The organism is Pseudomonas sp. P7758 (assembly GCF_013386485.1).
Classification (GTDB): Bacteria; Pseudomonadota; Gammaproteobacteria; order Pseudomonadales; family Pseudomonadaceae; genus Aquipseudomonas.
Map to the genome: position 1 here is coordinate 87654 of NZ_JACARS010000082.1, position 19021 is coordinate 106674.

General features: G+C 61.1%; 16 protein-coding genes, 1 rRNA gene and 1 pseudogene. 8 read left to right on the forward strand and 10 right to left on the reverse strand.

Annotation, left to right across the window (positions count from 1 at the left end; translation table 11 throughout):
* Nucleotides 1–4: 4 nt before the first annotated feature.
* On the reverse strand, nt 5–1288 hold the full coding sequence (locus HX873_RS18430; RefSeq protein ID WP_177123016.1) for an MFS transporter: 1284 nt from the start codon (nt 1286–1288) through the stop codon (nt 5–7).
* 188 nt (nt 1289–1476) lie between these two features.
* On the opposite strand from HX873_RS18430, the gene HX873_RS18435 reads away from it, so the two are divergent.
* On the forward strand, nt 1477–2895 hold the full coding sequence (locus HX873_RS18435; RefSeq protein WP_008437512.1) for a short-chain fatty acid transporter: 1419 nt from the start codon (nt 1477–1479) through the stop codon (nt 2893–2895).
* Between the two features lie 23 nt (nt 2896–2918).
* Here the strand turns inward: HX873_RS18435 and HX873_RS18440 are convergent.
* Nucleotides 2919–3262 (reverse strand): annotated as a pseudogene (locus HX873_RS18440) (DUF86 domain-containing protein).
* Nucleotides 3259–3549 (reverse strand): nucleotidyltransferase family protein, encoded by a 291-nt coding sequence (locus tag HX873_RS18445; protein ID WP_003214393.1) that lies wholly within the window; start codon nt 3547–3549, stop codon nt 3259–3261. The pseudogene HX873_RS18440 and the gene HX873_RS18445 overlap by 4 nt, the downstream one beginning before the upstream one ends.
* Nucleotides 3550–3708: 159 nt before the next feature.
* Between HX873_RS18445 and acpA the strand changes: the two genes are divergently transcribed.
* From acpA to HX873_RS18460, 3 genes are all read left to right on the forward strand, one after another.
* Nucleotides 3709–5409, forward strand: a complete 1701-nt coding sequence (gene acpA / locus HX873_RS18450; protein ID WP_102604740.1) for an acid phosphatase — start codon at nt 3709–3711, stop codon at nt 5407–5409.
* Nucleotides 5410–5531: 122 nt separating this feature from the next.
* The gene (locus HX873_RS18455; protein ID WP_134325725.1) at nt 5532–6701 is read left to right on the forward strand and encodes a hypothetical protein; all 1170 of its coding nucleotides are present in this window, start codon (nt 5532–5534) and stop codon (nt 6699–6701) included.
* A gap of 171 nt (nt 6702–6872) precedes the next feature.
* Nucleotides 6873–7397 carry a hypothetical protein gene (locus tag HX873_RS18460; protein ID WP_003214386.1) on the forward strand — a complete coding sequence of 175 codons (525 nt, stop codon included), beginning with the start codon at nt 6873–6875 and terminating at the stop codon, nt 7395–7397.
* Here the strand turns inward: HX873_RS18460 and can are convergent.
* Nucleotides 7394–8038 carry a carbonate dehydratase gene (gene can, locus HX873_RS18465; RefSeq protein WP_003214385.1) on the reverse strand — a complete coding sequence of 215 codons (645 nt, stop codon included), beginning with the start codon at nt 8036–8038 and terminating at the stop codon, nt 7394–7396. The two genes, HX873_RS18460 and can, sit on opposite strands and share 4 nt — an antisense overlap.
* Nucleotides 8039–8188: 150 nt before the next feature.
* On the opposite strand from can, the gene HX873_RS18470 reads away from it, so the two are divergent.
* Nucleotides 8189–8593, forward strand: a complete 405-nt coding sequence (locus tag HX873_RS18470) for a hypothetical protein (protein WP_003214383.1) — start codon at nt 8189–8191, stop codon at nt 8591–8593.
* A gap of 73 nt (nt 8594–8666) precedes the next feature.
* Here HX873_RS18470 and rimI read toward each other — a convergent pair whose 3' ends face one another.
* Together rimI and HX873_RS18480 are read right to left on the reverse strand one after the other, a co-directional pair.
* Nucleotides 8667–9119 carry a ribosomal protein S18-alanine N-acetyltransferase gene (gene rimI / locus HX873_RS18475; protein ID WP_003214382.1) on the reverse strand — a complete coding sequence of 151 codons (453 nt, stop codon included), beginning with the start codon at nt 9117–9119 and terminating at the stop codon, nt 8667–8669.
* Nucleotides 9112–9849 (reverse strand): hypothetical protein, encoded by a 738-nt coding sequence (locus HX873_RS18480; protein ID WP_003214379.1) that lies wholly within the window; start codon nt 9847–9849, stop codon nt 9112–9114. The genes rimI and HX873_RS18480 overlap by 8 nt, the downstream gene beginning before the upstream one ends.
* A 206-nt stretch (nt 9850–10055) precedes the next feature.
* On the opposite strand from HX873_RS18480, the gene mksB reads away from it, so the two are divergent.
* From mksB to mksF, 3 genes are read left to right on the forward strand one after another with little or no spacing between them, the layout of a single operon-like run.
* Nucleotides 10056–11333, forward strand: coding sequence for an Mks condensin complex protein MksB (gene mksB / locus HX873_RS18485; protein WP_003214377.1), 1278 nt, complete (start codon nt 10056–10058; stop codon nt 11331–11333).
* On the forward strand, nt 11323–12030 hold the full coding sequence (gene mksE, locus HX873_RS18490; RefSeq protein WP_003214375.1) for an Mks condensin complex protein MksE: 708 nt from the start codon (nt 11323–11325) through the stop codon (nt 12028–12030). Before mksB ends, mksE begins: the two co-directional genes overlap by 11 nt.
* Nucleotides 12027–14867: an Mks condensin complex protein MksF gene (gene mksF, locus HX873_RS18495; protein ID WP_008437530.1), complete on the forward strand. Its 2841-nt coding sequence runs from the start codon at nt 12027–12029 to the stop codon at nt 14865–14867. The genes mksE and mksF overlap by 4 nt, the downstream gene beginning before the upstream one ends.
* Before the next feature lie 170 nt (nt 14868–15037).
* Here mksF and HX873_RS18500 read toward each other — a convergent pair whose 3' ends face one another.
* The 4 genes from HX873_RS18500 to rrf all read right to left on the reverse strand — a co-directional run bounded on the left by HX873_RS18500 (nt 15038) and on the right by rrf (nt 18975).
* Nucleotides 15038–17341, reverse strand: coding sequence for a PqiB family protein (locus tag HX873_RS18500; RefSeq protein WP_003214369.1), 2304 nt, complete (start codon nt 17339–17341; stop codon nt 15038–15040).
* Nucleotides 17334–17957: a paraquat-inducible protein A gene (locus tag HX873_RS18505; RefSeq protein WP_003214366.1), complete on the reverse strand. Its 624-nt coding sequence runs from the start codon at nt 17955–17957 to the stop codon at nt 17334–17336. The genes HX873_RS18500 and HX873_RS18505 overlap by 8 nt, the downstream gene beginning before the upstream one ends.
* Nucleotides 17944–18603: a paraquat-inducible protein A gene (locus tag HX873_RS18510; protein WP_008437533.1), complete on the reverse strand. Its 660-nt coding sequence runs from the start codon at nt 18601–18603 to the stop codon at nt 17944–17946. Before HX873_RS18510 ends, HX873_RS18505 begins: the two co-directional genes overlap by 14 nt.
* Nucleotides 18604–18859: 256 nt before the next feature.
* A 5S ribosomal RNA gene (gene rrf, locus HX873_RS18515) occupies nt 18860–18975 on the reverse strand.
* Nucleotides 18976–19021: the final 46 nt, after the last annotated feature.

Genomic DNA, 19021 nt, shown 5'->3' on the forward strand with positions numbered 1-19021 from the left:
ACGATCAGGTGGGTAGGCGCTTTCCAAAATACGCCGCACTCACTGCGCCCACCGCGCCCATCACCACGCAATACCCCACGCAGATCCACGGGCTGGTCGGCATCAACGCGATCAACATCAGCGGCGTGGTACTCGCCCACAGCGCATAGGCAATGTTGTAGGTGAAGGAAATCCCCGACACCCGCACCTGCGCCGGGAACAGGTTGACCATCACCGACGGCACCGCGCCCACCACCCCGCAACTCAAGCCGGCAATTGCATACGCTGCGCCCAGCCACACGCCACCGGCAATCAGGCTCGCATAGAGCACGGCAATCCCCACCGGCAGCAGCAGGCTATAGACCAACACCGCACGCCAGGCGCCGATGCGGTCCACCAGGAGCCCGGCCAACACGCAACCGATATTCAGGAACACGATGCCCAACGCGCTCAGGGCGAAGGTGTGGCTGGGGCTCATGCCGAAGGTTTTCTGCATCATGGTCGGGGTGATCACCACCAGTACGACGACGGCCGAGGTGAGCACGCAGGTGAGGATCATCGCCGGCAGCAGCGCGCTGCGATGTTCCCGCAGGACGGTACGCAGCGGCAGTTCGGCGCCGGCCTGGCGACGGGCCTGCATTTGCAGGAACACCGGGGTTTCGCTGAGCCAGCGCCGCAGCCAGACACCGATCACGCCGAACACGCCGCCGAGCAGGAACGGGAAGCGCCAGGCGTAGTCGAGGATTTCGGCCGGGGTGAAGACTTGCGCCAGCAGCGTCGCCGTCAGCGCGCCGAGCAGGTAGCCGAAGGTCAGCCCGGCCTGGAGGAAGCCCAGGGCATAACCACGATGGTTGTCCGGAGCGTGTTCGGCGACAAACACCCAGGCGCTGGGCACTTCCCCGCCCACTGCCGCACCCTGGAGGATGCGCAGCGCCAGCAGGATCAACGGTGCGAAATAACCGATGTGTGCGTAGGTGGGCATGATGCCGATCAGCAGGCACGGCAGCGCCATCATCAGGATGCTCAGGCTGAACACCCGTTTACGCCCCAGGTGATCGGCGAAGTGTGCCATCAGGATTCCGCCCAGCGGGCGCGCGAGGTAGCCGGTGACAAAGATGCCGAAGCTTTGCAGCAGACGCAGCCACTCGGGCATTTCCGGCGGGAAGAACAGCTGGCTGAGGGTCAGCGCGAAAAATACGAAGATGATGAAGTCGTAGATTTCCAGGGCCCCGCCCAGGGCAGCCAGGCCCAGGGTTTTGTAGTCGGAGCGGGAGAAACGCTGCGCCTGTGGATAAGAGGTGGCAGTCATGGAAAAGCTCGGCAGACAAACAAAATGGCCTGCAGGTTATGAGCTGGGCCCGGTGATGGCAATCTCGCCGGATATATTTGCTTTACTCATTGATCAATGAAGATAACTACATTCCCAAATGAATAGCCGTAGAGGAACATGCAGCAAAACTGCCGCCCCCATAATAAATACAAATAGAGGTACTGAACGTGGCCGATGCTATCGAAGACAGCCGCTACGCCCGATTCGCCCTGCGTTGTTCAAACTTCGCCGAGCGCTGGTTCCCTGACTCCTGGGTGTTTGCCGCCCTCGCCGTGATCATTGTCGCCGTGGCGACCCTGGGCATGGGCGCCGCGCCGACCGAGGCCGCCAAGGCGTTTGGTGACGGTTTCTGGAGTTTGATCCCGTTCACCATGCAAATGGCCTTTGTGGTGATTGGCGGTTACGTGGTCGCCAGCTCCCCGCCCGCCGTGAAGTTGATCGACCGCCTGGCGCGCATCCCGAAGAACGGCCGTTCTGCCGTGGCCTGGGTGGCGCTGATTTCGATGGTCGCCTCGTTGCTCAACTGGGGCCTGTCCCTGGTGTTCGGTGGTTTGCTGGTGCGTGCGCTGGCCCGGCGTACGGATTTGCGCATGGATTACCGCGCGGCCGGTGCTGCGGCCTACCTCGGCCTGGGTGCCGTTTGGGCGCTGGGGCTGTCGTCGTCAGCGGCGCAGTTGCAGGCCAACCCGGCCAGTTTGCCGCCGTCGATCCTGTCGATCACCGGGATGATCCCGTTCACCGACACCATCTTTCTGTGGCAGTCCGGCGTGCTGTTGCTGGCGCTGATCGTGGTGTCGCTGATCATCGCCTACGCCACCGCGCCCGGCCCGAACTCCGCCCGTGACGCCAAGGCTTGCGGTATCGACCCGGCCTTCAACATGCCCAAGCCGCAACCGCCGACCCGTCCGGGCGAGTGGCTGGAGCACAGCCCGTTGCTGACCATCCTGCTGGCGTTGCTGGCCGCCGGTTGGTTGTTCCATGAATTCTCGACCAAGCCGGCGATCAGCGCGATCTCGGGGCTGAACACCTACAACTTCCTGTTCCTGATGGTCGGTGCCCTACTGCACTGGCGTCCGCGCAGTTTTCTCGATGCGGTGGCCCGTGCGGTACCCACCACCACCGGGGTGCTGATCCAGTTCCCGCTATATGGCTCGATTGCCGCGCTGATGACCGTGGTGAAAGGCAGTGACGGCGCGACCCTGGCGCACCATATCTCGACCTTCTTCACCTCGATCGCGTCCCACGACACCTACGCGCTGTTGATGGGCGTGTACTCGGCGGTGCTGGGCTTCTTCATCCCGTCGGGCGGCGGCAAGTGGATCATCGAGGCGCCGTACGTGATGCAGGTCGCCAATGACCTGGAATATCACCTGGGCTGGGCGGTGCAGATCTACAACGCCGCCGAAGCGCTGCCGAACCTGATCAACCCGTTCTATATGCTGCCGCTGCTGGGCGTGCTGGGGTTGAAGGCGCGGGACTTGATCGGTTTTTCGTTTGTGCAGCTGCTGGTGCATACGCCGCTGGTGTTGTTCCTGCTGTGGGCGTTGGGCACGACGCTTAAATATTTGCCGCCGGTGATGCCTTAATTATCTGAAGCTGCACCCGCTCTTCAGGCGGGTGCGGCTGGCAGGTTGTTCAGCAGCTCAGGTAGCGCGTGCTGAACCGTGTCCCATACCACTTCAAGATTTATGTCGAAGTAACCATGGGCAATCCGGTTGCGCATCCCGCGCATACTGCGCCAAGGCACCTGCGGTTGGGCGGCTGCAAACTCTGGATGTTGATCCATTATTTTGGTCGACGCTTCGCCGATGATGATCAAACTCATGATCACGGCTTGTTGGGTACGCTTGTCTTCAAAAAACTCAGGTTGCTCACCCCTTCGACAAAGGTGATCGCGTCGGACGATGCCTGGCGCATGTGCTCCAGGTAGTCGCCAATCCGATTTGAGATCATACGGGCCGGGCCTCAGCCAAGACTTGAGCACGAAACTTCAGAGGCAGATCGCCAGGCGTCAGCAAATCGACGTTTACCCCGAGCAAGTCTTCCAACTCCACCTGCAGCCCACCAAGGTCAAAAAGGGTCGCTCCCGGTAGCGCATCAACCAGTAAATCGAGATCACTGCCGTCTTTATCAGTCCCCAACAAAACGGACCCAAACACCCTTGGGTTGGAGGTATGGAAACGTCCTACTACTTCACGCACGGCAGCCCTCTTGAGATCCAGGGCAGTTGAAGGTTTCATGGGGCACCTCTGCGGTATGCAATATCGGGCCAGTCTAGCAGTGCTTGGGATCAGGAAGCATGCCCACATGATCACACCGCTGTCTTCGTTCCGTCACATTCCATTGCTACCGTTCCGGCGAAACATATTGCAACAACTAACCTGCATGGACTCCCCGCAATGAGCGACGAGCACAAAGACCGCCCTTCCCAAGACATTGAAGCCAAACCGCCAGTCGACACCAGCCGGCGGCGCTTCCTGGGAGGCGCGGCCGTGCTGGGCGTGGGTGCGACCCTGAGTGCCTGCGGCAATACCAGCGAGGCACCCGGCAAGCCGGTGGATCGCCCGCTGACGCCGCAAGAGCTGGACAAGGCCTTGCACGAACAGGTTAAAACCGTGGTGGTGATCTACGCCGAAAACCGCAGCTTCAACAACCTGTTTGCGGATTTCCCCGGGGTCGAGAAACCATTGTCGGCCCTCGCCCCTGCGGACTATCAGCAGCGCGACCGCGACGGCAGCCTGCTGAGCACCCTGCCCCCGACCTGGGGCGGCGTGTTGCAAGTTGGCCCGCAGACCGTGGATGGCGTCACGTACCCCAGCGAAGTGCAATACCAGGAAAACCTGCCCAACGCTCCGTTCGCCCTCAAAGGCCCGAATGGCGAAGACCAGCCCCTGAGCCTGGTGACCCGGGATTTGTGGCACGTGTTCTATCAGAACCAAATGCAGATCAATGGCGGTAAAAACGATGCGTTCGTCGCGTGGGGCGACTCCGGCGGCCTGCTGATGGGCCATTACGCCCAGAGCCGTTACGCCCTGCGCTTGTGGGACGTGGCGAAGGAGTTTGTGCTCTGCGATAACTTCTTCCAGGGCGCGTTTGGCGGCTCGTTCCTCAACCACCAATACCTGATCAGTGCCACCCCGCCGGTGTACCCAAACGCTGCGCAATCGGTGGCCAAGGCACAGATCGCCACGCTGCAAAGCGACGACCCGACCGACCCGCGCCTCAAGCCTCTGGACAAGTCCCCGGCCAGCGCCATGACCGGCCCGCCGCAATTCGGCCCCAGCGCACTGACCCCGGACGGTTTCGGCGTGAACACCCTGGCCCCGCCTTACTGGCCTACCTGGATTCGCGACCCCGAGCGCCCGGATTACTCCAAGCCCGACTTGCCTAACGTGCTGGTGCCACAAACCCACGAGCACATCGGCGACAAACTGTCGAAAAAGAACGTCGACTGGGCCTGGTACGCCGGTGCGTGGCAAGCAACGCTGGATCAGTTCAAGGACTCGGGCGGCATTCCGAAGATTCCGAACTTCCAGTACCACCACCAGCCCTTCAACTACTTCAAGCAGCAAGGCCCGGAAAACCCGGCTGAGCGCAATAAACGCCTGCGCGATGGCGGCCTGGGGGATGACGCCAGCACCAACAAGTTCTTCGCCGATGCCCAGGCCGGCAAGCTGCCTGCGGTGACCTTCTACAAACCCCAGGGCAACCTGAATATGCACGCCGGTTACGCCGACGTCGCTTCGGGCGACCGGCATATCACCCGCGCCTTGAAGGTGCTGCAGGAAAGCCCGCAGTGGAAGAACATGGTGGTGATCGTCACCGTCGATGAAAACGGCGGCTGGTGGGACCACGTTGCACCACCGAAAGGCGATCGCTGGGGCCCTGGCACGCGGATCCCGGCACTGGTGGTCTCGCCGTTCGCGCGCAAGGGCACGGTGGACCATACCGTCTACGACACCGCGTCGATCCTGCGTCTGATCACCCGGGTGTTCCAGCTGGAAACCCTCGACGGGCTCAAGCAGCGTGACGACGCCATGACCGCGCGCGGCCAAAAGCCCATGGGGGATTTGACCAACGCCCTGCACTTCAAGGTGTAGACGCACTTGCTCAAAAGCGACAAGCGCGCAGTTTTTCTACGCGCTTTTCCCGGTCAACCGCTACTGTGTGAGGGTGGGCATTCACCCCGCGCAGACGGGCTTTCGCTGACAGGGAACCATCCATGTTCAAACTCACCAGGTTGTCCTTCACCCTGGCCGCACTGACCTTGAGTGCGGTCGTACAGGCTGACATCACCGTACCGCTGGGTACCCCGCAACGGGTCACCCAGTTGTTCGCGTACCCGAACAATTGCAGCGTCATCTGTTTTCGTCCCTGGACGCTGGAACAGACCGTCGAGCACTACCTGAACCAGAGCCTGCAACGCGACGGTTACAGCCGGGCCAAAGTCAGCGTCAAGACCGAGCATGACCAGGTGCTGGCCACGTTCAGCGGTGTGCCAGACGGTTATGGCCAGCCGTTGACCACCTTGCTCGATACCGCCGACCTGGCTTACCAGGGCGCCAGCAAACTCAATGGCGATGGCAAGTGGCAGTTCAACTGGTACCTGTTCCTGCCGCTGGGCATGGCCCTGGAAAACCGCAAGAGCATCGAGCTGCTGCACTTCCCGCCGGATTATTCCCTGACCCACTTCCAGGACTACCTGGAGTCGGCCACCACCGACCGCTGGGCGACCTTGCTCACGGCCAACGGCATCCCGGCGCCCCAGACGCCGGAATACCAGACCATCATCGACATCGCCCCGATCGCCGCCCCTGCCACGGCGGGCAAGGACCTGGAAGGTGTGTACGGTTACTTCACCGACTATCAGACCCGGATGGTCAAGGAGCTGAGCCAGCACGCGGGCGGCGCGTTGCCGATGGTGGCCTTCGGCGCGCCGGTGCGCAGCTGGATCAAGCAGCAATACGGGCAAACCGTTGCCGTACTGGGCCTGGCGCAAATCAGCCCGGCCGTCGGGAGCCAGGTCGCCGTACTGGGTGCCAATCACCCGAGCTACATCTGGTATGCCGCCAACCCCGACACCTATGACGGTGACGAGCAAAAGGCCGACGAGGCCGGTTTGAAGGTGATGGGCCAGGACTTGAGCGCCGCCTGCTGGCAGGCCTCGATGGGCCAGAAGCCAGCCAGCGATCCGAATGTGCAGCTCAAAGGCTGCATGAACACCTGGCAGGTAACGCGCAAGGAGCAGACCTGCGAACTGTTCTACACCTCTATCCGCGAGCTGACGCCCGATCAAGCGAACGCCAAGTGTGCCCAGCCGGCGATCAAGACCCAGCTGAGGCAATTGAAAAGCGCAGTGCCAGAACCGGCGATTGAAGCACCGGCGCTCTGAAGCAGGCTGCAAGAAGGGCATTTTCCTACATAAAAGATAGCCAATTTCTACTGTCAGATTTGACAGTAGAAATTGGTTCCCACTTAAGCGAGTCTTGAGCCGCGCCCATCCGCTGCAAGACTGGCAGTCAAGACACCACCGGCAGGTCGATGCAGCCCCTCCTGGAGAGTTATGAAAACTCAAGCCATGGACAAGGCTAAAACCGCTGTGAGCAAGTGTCTTTACCCGTTCGCGACCGCCCTCGCCGAACACGGCTACCCCCGCGCTCGCGACTATGAAGTGGTGCGTACCCGAGACGGTTCAGGCGACGGAATCAAGACCCGCGTCGCCTTTGACAGCCGCCTGTGTATCGCCAGGGTGTCCGGCTACGCATTGAATGAGCGGCGCCTGCATACGGTGCAGATGTCCTCGCGTATCCACTTGTACGACCCTTGGTTCAGCGGCCTGCTTTCGCATTCATGCAACCCGAACGCGTTTCTCGACATGACGTACCTGGAACTGTGGTCCGTTCAGCCCATTCCCGCTGGTGCCCTGCTGACCATGGATTACGCCCACACCGAGGACGTATTGTTCCGACAGTTTCGCTGCCAGTGCGGCGAGCTCAACTGTCGGGGCTGGATCACCGGCATGAAGGAGCCGTTGAATCCCGAGGGTCAGCAATTCATGGAGCAGTGGCGCGAACGCAAAAGCCCTTAGACCGCACCCAGCGGGCGCAGGCGGTATTGCGGCGGCAGTTGCTCGAAGCCACTGATGGTGGTGTTCAGGCTTTTCCAGCGGCCGTCCTTGATCCCGTAAATGCAGCCATGAACCGACAGGCTCTGCCCGCGGTGCCAGGCGTTCTGCACGATGCTGGTGTGGCCGACGTTGGCCACCTGCTGGATCACGTTCAGTTCGCACAGGCGGTCTACGCGTTCCTCTTCCGTGGGCAACTGGGCCAGTACGTCGCGGTTTTCGTAGTACAGGTCACGGATGGTGCGCAGCCAGCCGTCGATCAGGCCCAACTGGTTGTCCTGCATCGAGGCGCGTACGCCACCGCAGCCATAGTGGCCGGTCACCAGGATGTGTTTGACCTTGAGCACGTCGACTGCGTACTGGATCACCGACAGGCAATTGAGGTCGGTGTGCAATACCACGTTGGCCACGTTGCGGTGCACAAACAGGTCGCCAGGCAGCATGCCGACGATCTCGTTGGCCGGCACGCGGGCGTCGGAACAGCCGATCCACAGGTATTCCGGGGTTTGCTGGCGGGCGAGCTTGGCGAAGAATTCGGGATCTTCCTGTTTGATCGCATCCGCCCAGCGTTCGTTGTTATCAAGCAAGTCTTGTAGTTCGTTCATCAGGGAAAGCCTCAGGAATGATGCGCAGTTTTGACACTCGACCGCCCGTCCGGGTCACGCCAACAATAAAGATAGCCGGCGGCAATTTCTTGAATCTTGGGGAGCCATGCCTGTCCACACACTATAAGCCCCACAGTATGAGGAATCGCCATGACTGAATCACGACGTCCCTACGGCGCTACACAGCCGGAACCGATTGATGACAACGAAGATCGCATGGGCGAAATGCGCGAGCTGGATTTTGACAAGGAGGAGCCGACTGCGGAAATCGGCGACGAAATTCCGCCTCGGGAGCGTGAGCACCTGATGCCCGACGAACGGGTGCGCGAAGCCGGGATGACCGGTGCTTCCACTGACGATCATGATTCAACCGATGATGACATGAGCCCGGAAACGCTGATCCATGAGGATGGCGCGCGGGATGCGCAGGAAGCAGGTGAAGACCATCCGGCGGATTACGATTTGAGTATCGTCGATGAAGACGAGATCGGCGGCGGCAATGGCCTGGATGAGGCCGAGTTGGCCGATATCGATCCAGTAGACGGCAACCGCTGACACCCTGCCGAACTGAATGTGGGAGCGGGCTTGCTCGCTCCCACCAAGCCCGCTCCCACATTGGGCCCTGTGTTTAGTCGACCAGGGTGCAGGCCATCACCACCGCATCTTCGCGGCCACCGACGGCGGGGTAATAATCCCGCCGACGGCCAATTTCGTTGAAACCATAACGCTCGTACAGCCGGAACGCGCCGGTGTTGCTGTCGCGCACTTCCAGGAAACATTCCCGCGCCTTGGCCTCGTAGGCCCGGGACATCAGGTGCTCCAGCAAGCTCAAGCCCAGGCCACGGCCCTGGTTTTCCGGCTTGACGGTGATGTTCAGCAAATGCGCTTCATCGAGGATGATCTGCACCACCCCGTGGCCCACCTGCTGCTCACCTTCAAACATCAGCCAGATCTGGTACTTGCCCAGCCCGTCGAGAAAAATCCCGCGGGTCCAGGGGTGGCTGAACGCTGCGTATTCAATCTTCAGTACAGCGTCGAGGTCCGCCTCGGTCATCGGGCGGAAGGATAAAGCTTCACTCATCGGTACTTTTCCAGCGCGCCATCAGCCGGCGCATGGCTTGCCAGACATCAGCCTTACGCTGTGGCTCTTCCATTAATAGTTCCAGGCCCGGCAGGGCCCAGACGGAGCCCAGGCCTTCGACCTGCAGTTCGCGGTACCAGGCCTCGGCATTCGCTTCGCCGGCAAAACGCACGGCGGGCAGGCCGATCAGCCACAGGCACACGCAGGGTTCGTCTTCCAGGCGCGCCGAGACAAAACCTTGCACAAAATCCCGTGCAGCTTCCGGGCCCTGGTCCATGGTGCCCCGGGCCAGCAGCGGCCAGCGCACCGGCTCGCCAACGATTTGCGGACTGTCGGGCAGGCCGGCGGCGCGCAACATGTCCTTGAGCAGCAGATAGGCCGGGTCGCGGGCCTGGAAGCGCTCGCCTGTGGGTAACTCCACCAGCAGCAGGCATCGCCCGGCCCGCAGCAGTTGCAGGGCAAAGCGTGGCGGCGGTACGACCGGAGCCTTGACCACGGCAGGCGCCTCTTCGGCGACGACCGGCTTGGCCACCGGCGACGGGCGCGGCACTTCGACCTTTGGCCGGACCACCGGGGTTTCTGCCACGGGCTTGACCAGCGGCACCGGCGCAGCCGCCTCCTCACCCGAAGGCTCGAAAGCCTCGAACGGTTCCGGGGCCTCCAGCAGCTCGGGCCGCGAAGGGGCGGCGAACGGTAATTCAGTGCGCGGCAGCCAGTTGACCACCTGCATGGCGGTCAAGTAAGCGCGACGTCGGGACTCGATAAGCAAAGGTCGGCCACTTGTGGATAACTAAAGAACAGGGATTCTACCGCCCTTCGACGAAGATCGCCCGCAGTTGATCGTTCCGGTGAGCGCCTCACGACCGGCTGTGGATAAATCCCGGCACCGATGCAGTACAATCGCTGCTTTTAATCGCTAACCAGCCGGCCATTCCGATGATCGAACCCAAGCGCGTCTTGCGCGCCCTCGCCGAACACTGGGCCCTGCTTGAGCCACTGTGCGAACACTTCGACCAAGGCACCCTGAGCCTCAGCGAACTGCGCGCCCAGTTGGCCGCCCAACAACTGGACAGCACGCCACAGGACATCACCAGCCTGCTGGACGTGTGGATTCGCCTGGATATCCTGGTGCCTGTCGCCAAGAGCCCGAACCGTTTCGAGCTCAACGCACAGATCCACGACTTCCTGGCGTATCTTCGCAAGGAGCACCGGCTAGGCCTGTGCCTGGAAATCGAAGCCTACCTGCGCCACCTTGAGCGCCTGGCGGGTTATATCCAGGACGCCTTCGACATCCGCGACGGCCATGACCTGGCGCGCCAATTGCGCCTGCTGGACATGCGCGTGCGCGACGTGCTGAAAAAACTCGCCAACGACGAACAGGCCCTCGCTGCCGTGGCCGATCGCGCCAAGACCAGCGACCGGCAGATCCCGTTGCGCCAGCGCTACGCCGAAGTACTGGCGACCTGGGACGAATACGTCGAGCCGATGATTCAACTGGTGAACGCCGACGGCGCCTTCGAACAAGGCGTGCGCAAGGTGGAAAACGTACTGTTGCGCATGCTCACCGAGCAGCAGCGCCTCGGCCACCTGGTGGACGACGACATGCTGCTGCGCACCCACGCGCGCATCCTCGAAATGCAGACCAGCGCCCAACTGACCTTGCGTCACGCCCGGGAACTGCTGCTGCCGTTGCGGGAAGAAGCACGCCGGCACAACGCCGTGACCCGTGGCGCGGCGCTGGCCTTGTCGGCGATTCGCCGCAAGGGCCTGGACGCGGTGCCGCAAGCGGCGATGCCGATGTTCACCCGGCCGCAAAGCACCTTTCTTGGCAGTGCCAGCCAGGTCGAAGCCTACGTGTACGCCCTGGCCAACTTCGAACCGAAGCCGGCGCGTTTCCCCAAGGCGCATAAATCCCACAAGGGCGAAGCCCCTCGCGCACCGCGCACGGTCAAGGAAATGCTCGAGCGCTGTGAAGACGCGCTGCCGATGCCGGACCTGATGACCTGGCTGCTGGAGCAGGAACCGGACGGCGCAACCGACGAGTTGCTGTACTGGTTCTCACGCCTGTCGCGGGAAAAACGCTTCAAGCGTGAACGTCTGGAACGACGGGATTACCACACTCACGAGCACCAGGTCAGCCTGCGCTCATTCGCCCTGCTTCCAGCCAGTATTGATACGGCCGGGAATTCTGCGAGCACCCCTCATGCATCTTGATCTATCCGAACTGTCCCAGCTGGCGCCGATCTTTCGCGAGCTGTTCAAGGGTTACCACGTCAGCCGCCGCGACCCGGAGTTGTACGCCCAACTGTCGAACTTCCAGGACCAGTACCGCACGTTGTTCAAGGCCCTGGGCTTTGAGTTGGTGTGCGACACGCGGGGTTTCTACTACTTCGTGCCGGACTCGGCCGTGGCCGCCGCGCAGGTCAACAAGACCGCCCAGCGCCTGGCGTTGTTCACCTTCATCATCGTCGAGCACCTGGCCGACCAGGGCCGCGACCCGATCGCCGTGCTCGACGGTGGCAGCCTGGGCCGTGACGAACTGCCGTCGTTGTTGGAAAAGTACCGCGACCTGTTTATCCAGGCCGAAGTGCAGACCGTCGAGGAACTGGAAGAAAAAATCATGCGCCGCATGACCCAGCTGGGTTTTGCCGGTGAAGAGAACGGCATCTACCGCTTCCTGCCGCCGATGCACCGCTTCCTCGATGTGTGCCTCTCGGTCCAGCAAGACCGCGACCTGGCCGCGAGCATCCACAGCGTATTGCCGTTGCCGGCCCCGGTGATCATCGACGAAGACAGCGATGAAAAACTGCTGAAGACCGATGACCCGCTGGACTTGAGTGACTTTGCAGAAGAAAGCGAAGAAGACGCCCTGGCCCGCGCCATTGCCGAAGAACAGGAGACCGACGCATGAGCAAGGAACGCTACGGCATTCGCCGCTTCGCCCTTTTGAACACCGCCGGTTACAGCCTGGGTTTGTTCCCGCTGGAAGAACCGCTGTCGGTGTACGGCGCGAACAACCTCGGCAAATCGGCGTCGATCAACGCCTTGCAGTTCCCGATTCTGGCGCGCATGTCGGACATGAGTTTCGGCAAGTACACCCTGGAGCAATCCCGGCGTTTCTACTTTGCCACCGACACCAGCTACATCCTCGTGGAAGTCTCGCTTCCCCATGGCCCGCACGTGATCGGCGTGGTCGGTCGCGGCCCGGGCGGTGGTTTCGGTCACCAGTTCTTTGCCTACGCCGGCAAGCTGGACCTGGCGCACTACCAGAAGAACGACACCTGCCTGCGCCAGAAAGAGCTGTTCACCAACCTTGAGCGCGAAGGCCTGAAAGCCTATGAGCTCAAGCCCGATGAGCTGCGGCGTTTGCTGGTGGGCGGCCATACGTCGATCCCGCTGGACCTGACCCTGATTCCGCTGCGCTCCACCAGCGAGCAGAGCCTGAAGACCTTCCGCGCGCTGTTTATCAATTTGCTGCACATGCGGGAAATCACCGCGGCCAAGTTGAAGCAGCTGTTTCTGGATGCGTTCGAACACAGCCTGCGTTCCGGCAGTGTCGATTACATCGCGGCGTGCGAAGAAGCCTTCCGCGATGTACGACGCATGGAGCAGGACTACAACTCGCTGGTGGCTGCCGGCCCTCTGGTAGAAGCCTTGGCCAACGGCGTGAAGCAGCGGGACATTCTGCGGGGCAAGCTGCATCGCCTGTCACCGCTGCTGGATTCGTTGCTGGGCACCTGGTCGGACTACGCCAGTGCGCGCAAGGAAGAACTGACGATCCAGGCCGAGCATTACCGCAACGAGCAGGATTCGCTGCAGAACGACCAGCGCGGCGGCACTCAGGAGCTGATGCGCCTGGAGCGGGAAATCAGCGGGATTCAGCGCTGGCTGGGTGAGCTGTCGGTGCTCAAGCACCGCTTCGCGCTGGTGGATGACGTCAAGGTGCTGGAGCAGCAACTGCTGGCCGCCAAGGATGCTCACGATGAACTGGCCGGGGCCTTGGCGCAGTCGCGTCAGTTCAGCGCCGAGGATCTGGATGAACGTCTGCGGGACCTGGAAAAACGCCTGAAGTCGGTGAAGCAGCAACTCGATCACGCCGACAACAACAGCTACGCCAAGCTGCGGGAAGAATTCTCGCAGCAGGATGTCGAGCGTCTGATGCGCCTGTTCAACAGTTCGCTGTTCAGCTTGCCGCTGGGTGAGCATGGCATCACGCTGGACGAGGACGGCCTGTGGGTGAAATCCCTGGAGCAGATCCTTGATGGCTTCAAGGGCGAGCGTTTTGAAGTGCCGGGGCTGGCCATCGACATCTCGCACATCGAGCCACCGGCGTTGCAGGCACTGGCTGACCGCGCCGCGTTGCGCGACCAGAAAGAGCGTCTGGAAAAAGAACTCAAGCAACTGAAAACCCAGCAAGCCGTGGCGGCCGACCGCGCGGCGAGCAAGACCCAGACTGAAGCGCTGTACCAACAGGTACTGGACGCGCAGAAGGCGCTGGAAGATTTCCGCCGTGCACAAACCCTGAGCGCCGAGGAAGGCGAGAAGCTGGAAAGCCTGGCGCAGATGGAAGCGGCCCAGGACGAATTGAAACGCTCCAGCGATGCGTTTACCGAGCGCGTCCAGCAACTGTCGGCCAAGCTGCAATTGGTAGGCCGGCAGATTGGTGATATGGAAGCCAAGCAGCGCACCCTGGATGACGCATTGCGTCGTCGCCAGTTGCTGCCGGCAGACTTGCCGTTTGGTACGCCGTTCATGGACCCGGTCGACGATTCCATGGACAACCTGCTGCCGCTGCTCAATGACTACCAGGACAGCTGGCAAGGCCTGCTGCGCGCTGATGGCCAGATCGACGCGCTGTACGCACAGGTGCGCCTCAAGGGCGTGGCCAAGTTCGACAGTGAAGACGATATGGAGCGCCGCCTGCACCTGCTGATCAACGCTTACGCGCACCGTACCGATGAAGCCCTGACCCTGGGCAAGGCCCGGCGGGCGGCGGTCACGGATATCGCGCGCACCTTGCGCAATATCCGCAGCGACTACGACAGCCTTGAGCACCAGTTGGCGTTGTTCAACCGTGAGATCAACAAGCGCCAGGTGTCCAACCTGCAGAGCTTCCGCATCGTGCTCGCGCCGAACAAGGAAGCCCTCAAGCATATCGACCAGATCATCCACAGTGCCGGTCAGTATGAAGAAGGCGAAACCCTGTCGGTGTTCGATCTGAGCCAGAGCGCCGAGCAGGACAACAAGAACGAGGAAGCCAAGGAATACCTGGCGCGCCTGGTTGCGGCCAACCATAACCAGTTGGGCCTCAAGGACTTGTTCGAACTGGCGTTCGAGATCACCAAGGTCAACGGCCAGCCGATCATTCACACCGACATCGATGGCGCCGCCTCCAACGGCACCACCATGACCATCAAGGCGCTGACCAACATGTATTTGTTGCTGCACTTGATGGACCGCGACCAGGCCGGTCGTGTGCGCCTGCCGTACTACCTCGATGAAGCCGCGGACATCGATGAGAAGAACCAGGCGGCATTGCTGGAGACCAGCTTGCAACTGGGCTTCGTGCCGATTCTGGCGAGTGTGAAGCCGCAGGTTTCCGCCCAGGTGGCAATCGACCTGGAAGGCGGCAGCGGGCCGAACGGGATCTACATTGATGAGGCGGACTGGAAGTACATCCGTCGTCACGATGTGGTGAAGGCAACGGTGAATGTGCAGGCGGATGAGCCGGAGCTGGATGAGGTTTAATCAGTTGCGCTGAAATGCAAAAAGGCCGCGATCTTCTGGATCGCGGCCTTTTTTTTGTGTTCTTGAGGGTCTCTTCGCGAGCAAGCCCGCTCCCACATTCAATCGGGTTCCTTCAATGGGAACTGGGTCAAATGTGGGAGCGGGCTTGCTCGCGAAGGCCGCGCCTCGGTCTATTTGCCGAGCGGGATTTTAGGCGCCCAGGTCAGCCATTCGTCTTCGAACTTGTCGAACAGCGGGAAGGTCTGCTGGGGCCGAGCGGCGTTGCCCATGCGCTCGCCGTCCGGCGTGGCAAAGGCGATGCCGCCGGCGACCAGGGTCTCCAGGGACTCCGTGCGAACAGTCGCGCCCTTGAACAAGCCGAAGTCGAGCCCGAAGCCGCTGGTGTTCCAGAACCGGCTGCCACTGCGCACCAGAGGCGCGTACTTGGGCTCGATCAGGATGTGAACCAGCACACGGTCGGCGGTCTGGCCCAGCTCGTAGCCGGTAACTTTGCCTACGGTGACTTCGCGGTAAGTGACCGGAACGCCTTCCTTCAACGAGCCACGGCGTGCGGCGCTGAGTACCAGGCTCAGGCCCTCCTCCTGATGAACGGCTTCTGGCGGCTTGTCCAGCGCGACGAAACTCTTCTGTGGGCCGATGCTTTTGGTCGCTGGCTGTACTTCGATGTACTGGCCGGTCACCAGGGTTTCCAGGTTCGACGTTTTCATCAGGCCCAGTTCAGGCTTGACCACCCAGAACTGACTGCCGGCCCGTGCAATGCGGTCGGCCACTTGGGTGATACGCGCGCTGAGCAGCACCGATTGCATGTCGGCGCTCAGGTCGACACTTTCGATCTTGCCTACGTCCAGGCCCTTGAAGCGCACTGGCGTACCCGGGCGCAGGCCATCGGCGCGGTCGACCTTGATGGTCACCAACGTACCGTGCTGGTTGGCGGCTTCGCGATCCGGGAACAGACGGAAACGCGGGATGCGCTTTTTCAGCGGCACATTCGGCTCCGGGGTTTCGAAGGCGATACCGCCCGCCATCAGGCTGGCCAGGGATTCGCTTTTCACCTGGATGCCGCCGGTAAGCCCACCGGTCAGGGTCACGCCGCTGGCATTCCAGAAACGGGTCGAACCATTGACCAGGCCTTCGTATTCTTTCTCGATATGGACGCCGATCACCAGTTGCTTGTTCTTGCGGGAGAACTGGTAGCTCTGCACGGAACCGACCTTGACCTGCTTGTAGAGGATCGGGCTGCCGACATCAAGGGAACCGAGGTTGTCGGTGAAGAGCACCATGTGCAGGCCGGGGGAACGCAGGTCCAGTGGCGGCGCCTTGGCGCGGGCGACGTACTCCCGTTGTGGCGCTGTGCCCTTGTCGCCGGGACGGATGGCGATGTAGTTACCTTTGACCAACGCTTCCAGCCCGGTGATGCCCGCCAGGGAGATAGACGGCTTGACCACCCAGAATTGGGTGTCCTGGACGAGGTAGTCTTCGGCCAGTGGGTCGAGGGTCAACTCGGCATTGGCGCTGGACAGGTCCGGATCGATCTTCAGGGTTTTCAGGCTGCCGACCTGGATGCCTTTGTACATCACCGGGGTGCGGCCCGCCTGGAGGCCTTCGAAGTCGGTGAGCTTGACTTTGACCTTGATGCCCGCCGCTGCTGCATCGAAGTCTTCGTACAGGCGGAACGGCAGGCTCGGGTCCGTCGGTGGGCTGTCCTTGCGATTCTCCGGCGTGGCGAAGGCGATACCGCCGGCAACGATGCTGGCCAGGGATTCACTGCGGACTTTTACGCCGGAAAGGTTGGCGTCGATGCTGATGCCGCTGGCGTTCCAGAAACGCGTGTGTTTGCGCACCAGGCTGGCGTAGGTCGGCTCGATGTAGACCTTGATTTCAACGGTGGTCTGGTCTTCGGAGAGCAGGTAGCTTTTGACCTGGCCGACCTGGATCTGCTTGTAGAACACCGGGCTGCCACGGTTCAGCGAGCCGAGGCGATCAGCTTTGATCGTCAGGTGCAGGCCGGGCTTGGCGTCGGATAAAGGCGGTTCTTCGGACAGGGCCTTGAACTTGCGCGTCGGCTCACCATCGCCTGGGCTGGCGGCGATGTAGTTACCCGAGACCAGGGTTTCCAGGCCGGTGATCCCGGCCAGGCTGACACTTGGCTTGACCAGCCAGAAGCGGGTGTTGGTCTTGAGGTATTGCTCCACATCCTTGTTCATCTCGATGGTAGCAATCACCCCGCGATTGTTACCTTCGTCATCCAGGGCCAGGGTCTTGACCTTACCCACGGACATGCCTTTGTAGACCACTTCGGTCTTGTTGGCCTGGATGCCTTCGCCGCTTTCAAAGCGTACCTGAATCTCGATACCTTGCTGGTTGTACGCACGCCATCCCAACCAGCCACCGATGATCAGGGCAATCAGGGGCAGCACCCAAATGGCCGACCAGTTGGAAGCTGGGCGGGTTTTAGCCTTAGGCAAATCACTCATGGTCGTCGTCCGACTCCGTGTTATCCCAAATCAGTCGGGGATCAAAAGTTACTGCGGCAAGCATCGTCAAGATCACCACACTGGCGAACGCTACGGCACCGAGATTGGCCTCGACACTGGCAAGTCGCCCAAAGTTTACGACCGCCACCAGGATGGCAATCACGAAGATATCCAGCATGGACCAACGGCCAATGAACTCGATAAAGCGGTACATGATAATGCGTTGTTGCGCGGAAAGTGGCTGGTGACGCTGCACCGAGAACAGTAACAAGCCGATGCCCACCAGCTTGAAGGTGGGCACCAGAATGCTGGCGATAAACACTACAGCGGCGATGGGGAACATACCGTGCTGCATCAATTGGATCACGCCAGACATGATGGTGCTCGGATCGCCCTGCCCCAGGGAACTGACGGTCATGATCGGCAACAGATTAGCCGGGATGTACAGGATGGCCGCGGTGATCAGCAGCGCCCAGGTGCGTGTCAGGCTGTTCGGCCGGCGAGCATGGACCAGCGCACCGCAACGGGTGCAGGTTTGCTCGTCGGTGTCCGGGTCTTGTTTGTTTAATTCATGGCATTCGGTACAGATCAGAATGCCCGCATCAATCGCCCGCATGAGCATCCTCTCCTGACAGCGCTTCCCAGATCTGGTGAGGTGACATGACCACCTCCAGCAGTATCTGGACCATTAACAGACTTACGAAGCAGGCCAGGCCCAGCCCAACGGTGATGGTGGCCATGTCGGCCAGCTTTACGATCGCCACCAGCACGCCCATCAGGTAGACCTCGAGCATCCCCCAGTCTTTCAGATGATGGTAGATGCGATAAAACAGCAGACCGTAGCTACGGCCGATGTTCCAGCGGATGCTCAGCAATACCGCCAGTTGGCACAGGAGCTTGAGCAATGGAATGCCCATGCTGCAGAGGAACACCACCACGGCGACGCCTTGCATACCGGTGTCGAACAGACCGACCACGCCGGTCCATACGGTGTCCTGCGAGGACTGCCCGAGTAGATTGAGCTGCATGATGGGTAAAAAGTTCGCGGGGACGTACAACAATAGCGCCGCAAGCACTAACGCCAGGCTTCGTTCAACGACGTTGTGGCGGTGAGCGTACAGCTCGTAGCCGCAGCGTGGGCATTGGGCCTTTTCACCGCGGGCAAGCTCCGGCTTGCGCATCAGCAGGTCGCACTCATGGCATGCCACCAGTTCGTCCAGCGGTAAGTCTGACACCTCAAGGGTATCAACCGGGTCGGGCATATAGGGCTCGGACTCTAAAAAAGATTAGGTGCCTATTCTAGTGTTCTGGTTCAGAAATAACTGTGCAAATTTGTCGGGGGATTCAGTAGCGTTTGTGCGCGCGAGGGGGGATTGGGACGAGGGGATTTAGACCAATGCGTGGCATCAGGTAGCCCGCGTTACCGTTGGAGTTTTTCGCCAGCAAGCTCGCCATACTTTCCGACCGCCCAAAACAAAACCCCTGACTGCATAAGCAATCAGGGGTTCTGGAATTTAATCTTGACGATGACCTACTCTCACATGGGGAAACCCCACACTACCATCGGCGATGCATCGTTTCACTGCTGAGTTCGGGATGGGATCAGGTGGTTCCAATGCTCTATGGTCGTCAAGAAATTCGGGTACTGAGTCGTGGCCAGTTGGCCTCGCTTCAGCAAAT